At 32.9% G+C, this 9,836-nt stretch carries 7 protein-coding genes; all 7 read right to left on the bottom strand.

Annotated features, from left to right (window positions below; translation table 11 throughout):
* The coding region (locus tag CLV62_RS18740) for a DNA topoisomerase (RefSeq protein ID WP_245904130.1) at positions 1-1,208 on the bottom strand (1,208 nt) is incomplete at its 3' end.
* 160 nt (positions 1,209-1,368) lie between these two features.
* Entirely contained in the window at positions 1,369-2,781 is a 1,413-nt protein-coding gene (locus CLV62_RS18735) for a DUF3945 domain-containing protein (RefSeq protein ID WP_110312312.1), read from the bottom strand.
* 751 nt (positions 2,782-3,532) lie between these two features.
* A complete protein-coding gene (locus tag CLV62_RS18730) occupies positions 3,533-4,018 on the bottom strand; it encodes a hypothetical protein (RefSeq protein ID WP_110312311.1) in 486 nt (161 codons plus the stop codon).
* On the bottom strand, positions 4,015-4,491 hold the full coding sequence (locus tag CLV62_RS18725; protein ID WP_110312310.1) for a hypothetical protein: 477 nt from the start codon (positions 4,489-4,491) through the stop codon (positions 4,015-4,017). The genes CLV62_RS18730 and CLV62_RS18725 overlap by 4 nt, the downstream gene beginning before the upstream one ends.
* Positions 4,492-4,568: 77 nt before the next feature.
* On the bottom strand, positions 4,569-5,150 hold the full coding sequence (locus CLV62_RS18720; RefSeq protein WP_110312309.1) for a hypothetical protein: 582 nt from the start codon (positions 5,148-5,150) through the stop codon (positions 4,569-4,571).
* A 3-nt stretch (positions 5,151-5,153) separates the two neighbouring features.
* Positions 5,154-8,888, bottom strand: coding sequence for an ATP-binding protein (locus CLV62_RS18715; RefSeq protein ID WP_110312308.1), 3,735 nt, complete (start codon positions 8,886-8,888; stop codon positions 5,154-5,156).
* A 515-nt stretch (positions 8,889-9,403) separates the two neighbouring features.
* Positions 9,404-9,736: a DMP19 family protein gene (locus CLV62_RS18710; RefSeq protein ID WP_262509964.1), complete on the bottom strand. Its 333-nt coding sequence runs from the start codon at positions 9,734-9,736 to the stop codon at positions 9,404-9,406.
* Between the last annotated feature and the right edge of the window lie 100 nt (positions 9,737-9,836).

The following is a 9,836-nucleotide window of genomic DNA, read 5'->3' as shown; positions in this document are numbered from 1 at the left end:
GCCCCTGAAAAGGCTTCGAGCATCCGTCCGGCTATCAGGTCGTATATCTTGCGTTCATCGTAGTTCAAGGTTTGGGGCAGGCAATCGGTGATTAACAGGGCGTGGTGGTCGGTTACTTTTAAGGTATCTACCGAACGGGTGTTCAGGTGTTCTTCTGCCATTTTTTTTGCATAGAGGGCAAAAAACGGATAGTCTCCGAGTTTTTGAATCAATGCGGGTATCTGCTCAAAGACATCATCCGAAATATAGCGGCTGCCTGTCCGGGGATAGGTGATGTGTTTGGACTCATAGAGCTTTTGAGCGGTAGACAGGGTCTTGTCGGCTGAGAATCCGTATTTGTTATTCGCTTCTTTTTGAAGTGTAGTCAGGTCGTAGAGCAAAGGTGCTTCCTGTACGGCTTCTTTTTGTTCGACTGATTCGACACAAACGATGCGTTGTTGCTTCTGTTTATCAAACAAGTCTTTTGCTTGCTGGCGTGACGAGATACGTTCTTTGGTGACAGCCGAAAATGTTGTTTTGCCGAAGGATGTATCCAGCCGAATATCCCAGAATGGAACAGGTACAAAGCCCTTATGTTCCAGATAACGGCTGCAAACCATTGCCAGGGTCGGAGTCTGCACCCGTCCGAGTGAGAATACGCCTTGTCCGGCGGCAATGCTGATTGCCTGACTGGCATTGATACCGACGAGCCAGTCGGCTTGGCTGCGTGCTTTGGCTGCCTGATACAGGGTATCGTAGTCTTTGCCGTTTTTGAGGTTCTGTAAGCCGTCTGCAATGGCTTTTTCGGTTAGAGAACTTATCCATAGCCTGTCGAATGGTTTGGTACATCCGAGATACTGATAGATGTAGCGGAATATAAGTTCGCCCTCACGCCCTGCATCGGTAGCGACAATGATCCTGTCACACTTATCAAAGACCGACCGGATGATTTCCAGTTGCCGGAGTGCTCCCGGATCGTCTTTATAGCCATCTGCGGATCTGACTTGCCGGGGTTTTAAGATAAAGGTATCGGGGATAATGGGTAATCGTTCTTTATTGAACCCTGTCAGCCCGTAGTGTTCGGGCATACCCAGTTGAATCAGGTGTCCGAATGCCCATGTCACAAGGTAACCGTTGCCTTGCATGTATCCGGACTGTTTGTTTGTGGCTCCGACAATGGCGGCGATTTCGCGGGCTACCGAAGGTTTTTCTGCGATGATGCACCTCATCCCAACCTTCTCCAAAGGAGAAGGAGCTGAAATGCCTCTGTTGTTATTTATATTCTTCATTTTTGTTTACTTGTAATTGTGGATAATTAGTGGAGGCACAGCCTCTTTTATTTACATAGTCATCCCTTAGGGAGACCGTTTTTGAAGCGATAGAGAGCCCTTACATTTTCATTCCTTTGGATTTTTTGACCTCTTTCTTTTGCTCCTCTTTCTTTTGTTCTTGTTTTTCGTTCGGTGCGGTCTGTCCTTGCTTGATAGGCTCTGTCAGATTCTTGGTGGCTTCGTCTGTTTTGCCTTCGGAATTGACCGCTACCTGTGTCTTGGCGGTATTATCGGGCGTGACTTCTGCTCCCTGCTTCTGTGCTTTGTCGGGATTCCATTTGAAGAAATCGAGTTTGCCTTTTTCGGTATTGACTTTGATATAGGCATTGAATTTCTCTCCGGCTTTGTCGGTCATCCCTGTTACATAGATGGTTTGTCCGGCTTTCAATTGAGTTTGTTGCTGTGGAGAGAGTTCTGCTCCTAACAGTTTAGTCGGGATACGGAATTTTGTTCCTTCGGATTGATCCTGTTGTTGGTTTTGGTTTTGCGATTTTTCTAATTTATTGCCATTGTCGAATTTGAATTCCAAGCCCCGTTTGTCGGCATTGATCTGTACGGTGGCGTTGAACTCCTTGCCGTTCTTAGAGGTCATACCTTCTATATAGGTTGCTTTTCCCTGCGACAGGTCTGTTTTCTGAGCTTCGTTCAGCGTTACACCTTTTATCTCATTGGGTATTTTAATTTTATCGGCCCGAACGGCTATCAACTCATTGGTCAGTTTGTCTACTGAGACAAATGCCATCATCTTGTGGTCTTTGACGGGTTCGACTTCGACTAATCGTCCTGCATTGCCTGTCTGACGCAGATTTTGCTTGTCGTCTTCAGATAGCCGGGCTCCGTATACAAGTCCCTCGAGTTGGGGTTCTTTTCGCAGGGCATGGACAACAAGAGAGAGTTTGCCTTCGGGTGTTTCCCGAAACGATAACCGGGCATCGGTGCGGATAACTGTTTCGCCTATCTCGGCTTTGATTGGTAATAAGACCGGGGTCTTTTGCCAGTTGAGCAGTTTGTCCATGCTCTTGGTTTGTTCGAGCATTTCTTTGGTTACTCCCAGTTGTTCAAACTGTTTCCAGTCGATACGGGATTCGTCTACCGCCTGATATTCTTTTTTGGAGAATGCTTCGGGGAGCACCCGGTGGTTATCCAAGATTTCTTTGTTGGAGGGTTCTTCGGGGTTTTTGAGCATTTCCTGCAAGACCGGAACAATCTTTTCCAATTGTTCAAATGGGATTTTGAAGAACTGAAAGTGGGTGGGATCTTTGCATTGACGCAGGAAATTCGACATGAAATTCTCCAGCACATCGGCGTGTTTGTCGATTTTGAGAAACTCGGGTTCATTCTTTGTTTTTGGATCAACGGTTTTGGGCGTTCCGTCTTCGTTGATACCGCTGACAACTTTTAGTTTGTTGCTGCCTTTTTCTGTGACCAGCAGAACATCTTGGTTTTTAAGGTCTTTTTGTTTGTCATTCATAAGAAAATAATTTTGGAGATAATTAGTGGAGGCACAGCCTCTTTTATTTACAAAGTCATCCATTCGGAAGACCGTTTTGTTATTACAGAGACTATAAATAGCAGCCTCCGTTATTTATATAGCCGTCCATAAAGGAGAGCGTATTATGCACAAAAAAACGCTCGGGGGCTAATGTATAACTAATTGATTATTTGTGGTTTGATTTACTATCCGGTGGCAGTGTTTGGCGTCGGTTTGGTAGGGTGAAAATCAGTTAACAGTTAACAGTTAGCGGTTGGCAGTTGGCAACATTGTTAATCGGGTGTTTTTCGCTAGTTATCATAAAAAAATCCCTACACTATCAATTTAGTGAAGGGATTTATCAACAATTAAGGTCGCTCTTTTTATTCAATTGTATTAGTCGTTTATCGCGATTCGCCATAGTTCAGTAAACCTGACTCTCTCTGCTTTAAACGTTCCTTTGGTAAGTATAATTAAGTAAACAGTGAGTAGTCAACAGTTAACATTTTCTTGTTTACGTATTACGCTTGGCTGTGCTGTTTGATCTAGATTAGGATAAGGAATTATGAAAGAGAGAATTTTGCCGGAGGAAAAGAGGTGGAAGAAAAATTAAACGAAGAGGGACAGTTTTTGGTAGATCAAGAATAGTATAAAACGTAATAATTAACAGATTAATTAACGTGCAATTACTAATTGCCAGATTTGAACTAGAATGTAGTAATATGGGATATGTGGTACGCTTTATTTTGATTCACACTGTCAAACTTTTATTTATTTCTTTTGTAGTATTTATTATTTCAACAGAAAATATATTTCTATTTTTATTTATGAATTCAGCACATTGGATAATAAAAGATTCGTCATTGGGAAGGACCGCAGAATAGTCACCATTCATAGCTTTTTCTATGTTGTCATTGGACATTATATATAATAAATCCCAATATTCATTTTTAATTAAACTAAATGAATATTGGTCAAAATAATGAGAGTTCATAGATAATATATTAAAAGATTTTCGAATATTATTTTCGTTGGTATACTCTGAATCATTAACATAAATTTTAATCAATTCATTTTCGAGCTTTTCCTTTTTTTGAGAAAGTAAGATAATCCTCTGCTTCTTCAATTCAGCTTTAATTATTTTTTTTGTTGTATAAAAAGATACAACAGTAGAAATTATTCCCCCAATTATTACACCTAAGAGTGTGAAAATTGCTGTTATCATTGCATCATTCATAAAAGTATTTTTAACTCATTATTCGTTAACTCAAAATATAAGTTTTGGAGTTCATGTACAAAAGTAAAAGGTCTTAATTGCTGACTTTCAATTCTTAAAAACATCCATTTATCAATGCATCCTTCATTTTTATATAATATTTTGATATCTCTATTATTCGAAATATTAATATCCAATGAATTACTGTTACGTATATCATTGTCTGAATAAAATACTATATCGCTATTAATAAATGGAATAAAAATTGATGGATTTTTAAGCAATATTTCTTTTGTAAAAGGAATAAGTTTTGTTGGAGCATTCACAATGTCAGGTAATATCCTAATTATTTCATCGCTTTCTATCAACTTTACTTTTAAATAGCTATTATTTCCCCCCACCTCTTTCACAATTCCATAGTGCTTTTTAATATTTGAATCTACCATTTGGACTTCAATCCAATTTCCCTCCCTTAAATATTGTTCTCTATACATGACCTTGTTTTTTATTTATTAGTTGATAATTACCTAATGATGATATCTTAATCTATTCACTATACTATTTGAGGAATTCACTTTTTATTTAAAAGTTTATTACATAATTTTATAACCCCTTTATAATTGTATTGGTTTAAGAAAGTATCAATTGCAATTTTCACTTCAGGATTATGTTCCCATTCTTTTTTATTTGCTAATTTATTTATCCAATAGATTATATATGTATCAATATCTTTTGTTGTGTATAATTTCTTATCAATATGTGTATTTATTGTTTCAAAGCATTCAAATAATTCATCAAAAATTAAACGAATCAAAGCTTCTTTTTCGTCAAATTCTAAAATTGGTTTGTTTAGTGCATTTATTAGCATATAACTTTCAAAATCAAATGATTTTATATTAGTATCTTCAAATTCATTTGGATAAACAGGTATGGTTGTTTTTGACCAATCAAGCATTAATGTAGCTCTAACAAAGTTTCTGTTATCCTTCATTTTATTGACTAAACTTGCTACATACTCAGCCTTTTTCCATTTTGTATTTTTCCTATAAGTGAATAACCCTACAATTGCTGTGATGGAAGCAATTACTAAAGTTAGTATTTGAAATAAAGAAATATTCAAATCAACTATTATATTTTCTAAGAAGCAATTCATTCCTTAATCATTCTTTTTACTATGATACACCCTTAAATCTCCTTTTTTATCAGAATAACTCGCTATATAATTCCGATTCTTCAATATATCTAAGAAACGTCTATTGTATTGTGTATCATCCAATATTGCCCTCTTGCTTTTATTCGGTATTTCTAAATAATTACCTGATAAACTATCGATAAGATCATCAAGAGATGTGATCAATGAAGAATATTGATTAAATAATCGGATTCTATTAACTATTGAATTTCGTTTTTCTAAAATCATCATCTTGATAAGGTTATTATTAACAACAAAGTTCAGATCATCCAACATTATTTGATTGATTAAATTCAGATTCTCTTTGTTATCTGCAATTGTTCCATCAGCACAGTTGTTTAAAAATGTCTTCTTCTCAGAATTGGTTATTCTATTTGATTTCAATATTAAATTAAGATCATTACTATCCCATTCTATTTGACCAACAATTTCAAGAATTAAATTTTTTCGTTCTTCAATCAAAAGGATAACTAATTCATTTGAATATTCTTTAATCAACTTATAGCCATCTAAAGTAGGTCTAATTTTAACTCTCTTAATTAATGAAGTTACTTTGTGGATAGAAAGATTACTTATATCTATATTATCATACCACCAAGGGACAGATATTAATATTAAATCGAAATTTTCATTATTTATATCATCACATAAGATGATATTTCGACACATCTTTCCATAGATATCTTTATCATTAACTTTGGTTTCCATTTTAACAGTTGACAACTCATTTGCATTGTCGTGATTATTCAAGAAAACAATCATTTGATCAGTTATTTTTTCATCAATATTATAATATAACAAAAGATTTTGCCATTTTGGAATGACTTTGTTTTCAGAAAAAAGTGTAGGATAGAAAGTTTTATCTTTTACATTACTTAAAGTTGTAATTTTGGTGTTAATCTTGTGTATTAATATGATTTTATCATCAAGACTTATTTCTTTATTATTAAGTAACTTCAAATATGAATTTTCTTCCTCTTTTACATTTGTCTCAATCTCTAAATATATATCATCAATGTATAACTCAATATTACTTTCAATAAACTCAATAAGGTAAGGACATTCTGATTTTAATATGGCGGTATAATTACTAGTATCAAAAGCTACTTGATCAAACTTTCCAAACTTTTTGATTATAGGCACAATTATTGAGGTATCTATTTGATAATAGTCATTTTCATATATAAACTCTAATAATGAATCAGGTGAATTCTGAAAATCAATATCTGTAAAAAGTATATCTAATTCTTGAATGATTTGTATTAGCTTATCTTCATTCTGTATAATAGAAAGAAAATCTTTCTTCCCTAAAATTGTTTGTTCAAGATTAGATTGTTTTGCGATCTCTTTTATAGAAGATAGTTCAGCATACTCAAGAATCAATTTAAGATATTTCAGGTTATCTTGATCAGAATAAGATAATTCATTGTTAATATATGCCCATATATTAACCCAACAGTTACATAGGATCTTAACAAAGACTTCAAGATTTTCAGAAGTTTCAATAAAACCATTTATAAATTCAATAGAAGCACTTGATTCATCTTTCAGTTTATTAAATACTGCTTGAAGTTGATTTGTATATGAAGAAGAACTATATAAAAGGAAATCAACGAGATTATAATTTAATATATATTCGGTCTCAAAATCCAATGGATTGAGTTTTTCCACCAATTTATCAAGTTTATTTAATGCATAGTCAGCTTCTAACTTTATACCATTCCTAAGACTAATAATATACTGATGGTCTGTGCGTGTTATACTTCCTTCATGAAATAGAGATATGTAATCTATATAATCTTCGGTTATGTAACCATTTTTTAATAATGTGTATATGAAATTCTTATTTAAATCCCCACTAATATTTAATTCAATACTTAAATTCAATTTTAGTAGTTCCTCTATTTTAAGGCTTCGTGTTTTTAACTTTTCCTTCTCTGATTCTTTTATCTTGTTCTTTAATAAATTTGTTTTTCCTTGATTGTATTCTTTTATTTCTATTTCTCTTTGTGAGTATGTCTTATTTGCATCAAATTCACGTTCAATTTCAGAAAAAGATATAGATATTTCAGAGTTTACAGATTGCCAACCATAATAACTACTATAATTCCATGATTGATACTTTAATTCATTTTTAATGAAATAGGCAAAGTTTTCATCTTGAGATAATTTATCAACAGTAATTTCTTCTTCATTTACAATAAAAATTTTATATCGATCTAATTTCTGTATGAGAAGTAAAATGTATAATTTTCTAAGATCAGAAACATTTTTTATAAATAAATTTTCCAAACTTGATATTTCAGCTTTATATTCCTTTATTTGTTTATCAATCTTATCGGCTTCTTGCTTTATGTAAGTTCTTTTGGAGTGCAATGTGCCATATAAGTCTCCTTCATTGCAGCTTAATTGAACAAAATCGTTTGGATACATATTCTTATATGTGATAATTGCAAATAACTTATCTTGGTTTAAACTTTCATTTAGTTTCTGTTTATAAAGATAAAATTCATTACATATATTATTCAATAAACGCATATCATCAATATAGAAAGATATATCTTCTATGAAACGATCTGATATATCATAGCTATATTTTATTTTTTTACTACGTAATATTTCACCTGAATTGGACGAGTTTATAATTGGTATTATAGGGATAATGAAATCGAAAAATTTAGCTCTTTCTTTATCTGTAAACATTTCATCTCTTACAGCATAAATAAATACAATATCTTTTCTTTTGGTTCTTTCTGAACTATTTAATAATAGATTTACCTCTCTTAGTTTTGTAAATATTTCTGTTTCTCTAAAACGGTCAAGGTCTTCGATAATTACCACATTATAAGGTCTGACACTGAAAAAGTATAAAATTTCATCAATGTGGTGATTAAGAATGGATTTATTTGAATTATTATCCCCAAAACCAATCTCTGCATTTTGAATATTTAATTTATTAAGTGTTACAGAGTTAATCAATCGAATAGATTTATAAATAATAAAGAAAATACCTATTATTATAATGACTATTCCACCATAATGCAGCCAATTACAAACATTTCCACTAAAAGGATTATCTTTAAATATGCTTTGAGTCAAATAAGGAAAAAAATAATTTAAAACTGCTATGATAAATAGTAATAGACAAGTTGCATTACCAAACAATTGTTTTTTACTATAACTTCTAATCTTTTTAAAACGAGAATCAGGAACTTTATTATCATCTTCATGATAAAATATTTGTTCCAATATGCTTGTTTCTATTAATCGTAATAATTGGCCTTTATCAGGTTCAATTTTATCGCCATTTACATCAATCTTTGGATTTTCTTCTTTAAAAGTAGCTAATGAGATCTCCAAAAACTTTAAATCCTCACCTCTATAATGCTTTTGGAATGTTCTCAAAATACTGCTTTTTCCCGATCCGTAGGGACCTGTAAGTGCAATATTCTTGATATTTTCTGTTCTTCTATTCTTTAATGCCCATAATAAAGCTTTTAAATAATCATCACTTTTTATAATTTGATTATCATCAACTGTTGTGTCTATCTGTGTTTCGTCGTTTTCTATTGAATAATTATCGATTGGAGATAAAGATGAATAACCAACTTCACCAACATCTTTATATGTGAGGCTGAAATGCAGTTTGTGCAATTTTTTTATTAACCATGCGGTTGTTTCAATAATCTTTTCTTTCATCTATATAGATCAAATTTTAAAAATAAAAAACATCTTACTAAGATAGTTAATTTTATAATATAAACTTTGCATATTTTGCGTCCGGTTGAATTCTTTTATGCACACAATAATAAAGTTAAGTAGATTATTTCCAGCAATATTGTTCGTCTTTAATTGGCATCCATGGGAATTATTGATTATACGAAAATTAAATCAGATGAAACCATTAAATACAATAGAGATGCTCCCCAAGAATACACTGACGAAATAGATGAATTATTATGAGATGATTATTATTGTGGAGACAAGAATAGCAATCAAAATGATTTAATAGGATTCTTCCAGTATATGATCTTCTATCCTATAAATAAATACCGGCGCAGGATCTTTATGCCTCTATCGAAATAACTATCAAATGGCTAGAAGATCCAAGACACCACGCACCTAAATAGTGAATATGGTATCTTGCATATCATTTGCCTGAAAAAAATCTGGAATAATCGTATTCAGGTGTGGATATTTATATTTTATCTTAACTATCTGAATTTTTCTTTGTTTTCTTCTATGTATTTTACCAGTAGATCACTAATATGTTCTTGATACTTATAAAATTCTGTGTCACACTCATCCCACACCGGTTGAGCATTATCCTCTATTTGCAATAAAATCTCCTGCCTTTGTCCTCTGTCTTTAAGTATATTCGTATCAGGAAATTGTGAGTTAGCTTTCTTGACAATTAAAGCAGTTTTTGAGGCTCCGATAGCTAATAAGGCATCAACTGTTTCTAAGCTGAAATCGCCGCTTGAATTAAAATAGAATTGGTTAAATCCGCCATTGTTAATTTCCCTCTCCAAATTCTCGATGAACAATACTTGTTCAGGTATTCATCGATTACCATGATAATATTGGTATTGTTGTCAGTCTTTAAAAGAGAGTCAATATCAATTGATTTTAATGTGGGTTTTTTGC

Source organism: Indolivaga alginatilytica (genome assembly GCF_003201355.1).
GTDB lineage: Bacteria > Bacteroidota > Bacteroidia > Bacteroidales > Dysgonomonadaceae > Dysgonomonas_A > Dysgonomonas_A alginatilytica.
This window is presented reverse-complemented; position numbering and strand designations above follow the sequence as displayed.

Excerpts from the sequence above, each read along its gene's own strand:
- CLV62_RS18735 (WP_110312312.1), bottom strand. The coding sequence starts at position 2,781 with ATGAATGACAAACAAAAAGACCTTAAAAACCAAGATGTTCTGCTGGTC.
- CLV62_RS18730 (WP_110312311.1), bottom strand. The coding sequence starts at position 4,018 with ATGAATGATGCAATGATAACAGCAATTTTCACACTCTTAGGTGTAATA.
- CLV62_RS18725 (WP_110312310.1), bottom strand. The coding sequence starts at position 4,491 with ATGTATAGAGAACAATATTTAAGGGAGGGAAATTGGATTGAAGTCCAA.
- CLV62_RS18720 (WP_110312309.1), bottom strand. The coding sequence starts at position 5,150 with ATGAATTGCTTCTTAGAAAATATAATAGTTGATTTGAATATTTCTTTA.
- CLV62_RS18715 (WP_110312308.1), bottom strand. The coding sequence starts at position 8,888 with ATGAAAGAAAAGATTATTGAAACAACCGCATGGTTAATAAAAAAATTG.